Source organism: Arthrobacter sp. Cr_A7 (genome assembly GCF_029222765.1).
Taxonomy (GTDB): Bacteria; Actinomycetota; Actinomycetes; order Actinomycetales; family Micrococcaceae; genus Arthrobacter.
In genome coordinates this window covers 1-708 of the sequence record NZ_JARHXQ010000012.1, presented here as the reverse complement: position 1 = coordinate 708, position 708 = coordinate 1, and the positions used below count along the sequence as shown (strand labels likewise).

At 65.8% G+C, this 708-nt stretch carries 1 protein-coding gene; it reads right to left on the bottom strand.

Going from position 1 to position 708, the window contains the following annotated elements:
* On the bottom strand, nt 1-708 hold a 708-nt coding region (locus P2Q66_RS00655; RefSeq protein WP_275724778.1), incomplete at both ends, for an alcohol dehydrogenase catalytic domain-containing protein.

Below are 708 nucleotides of genomic sequence, written 5' to 3'. Positions count from 1 at the left end.
CACGGATGGCCTCGACGGCGTCTTCCTGCTTGGAGTTCACTCCATGCGTGGCGCCCAGGGACTTGGCCATTTCGATCTTGTTGTCGTCGATGTCCACGGCGATGATCGTCGTGGCACCTGCCAGCTTGGCGCCGGCGATCGCGGCGATGCCCACTCCGCCGCAGCCGATGACGGCAACGGATTCTCCGCGCTTGATCTCACCGGTGTTGATCGCAGCCCCGATGCCGGCCATCACACCACAGCCGAGCAGGCCCACGGCGGCAGCATCAGCTTCGGGGTCGACCTTGGTGCACTGTCCTGCCGCGACCAGCGTCTTTTCCGCGAACGCGCCGATGCCCAGCGCGGGAGACAGCTCGGTGCCGTCCTCCAGGGTCATTTTCTGGGTGGCGTTGGCCGTGTTGAAGCAGTACTGCGGCTGGCCCTTGGCACACGCCCGGCACTGCCCGCACACCGCACGCCAGTTCAGGATCACGCGGTCGCCCGGTGTCACAGAGGTGACGTCCGGACCAACAGCACTGACAACGCCGGTGGCCTCATGGCCCAGCAGGTACGGGAACTCATCGCCAATGCCGCCCTGCTTGTAATGCAGGTCCGTGTGGCAGACACCGCAGGTGAGAATATCCACCAGCGCCTCCCCCGGACCCGGATCCGGCACCAGGATGGTCTCCAGCGAAACCGGGGCATCCTTCTCCCGGGCTACCACCGCTT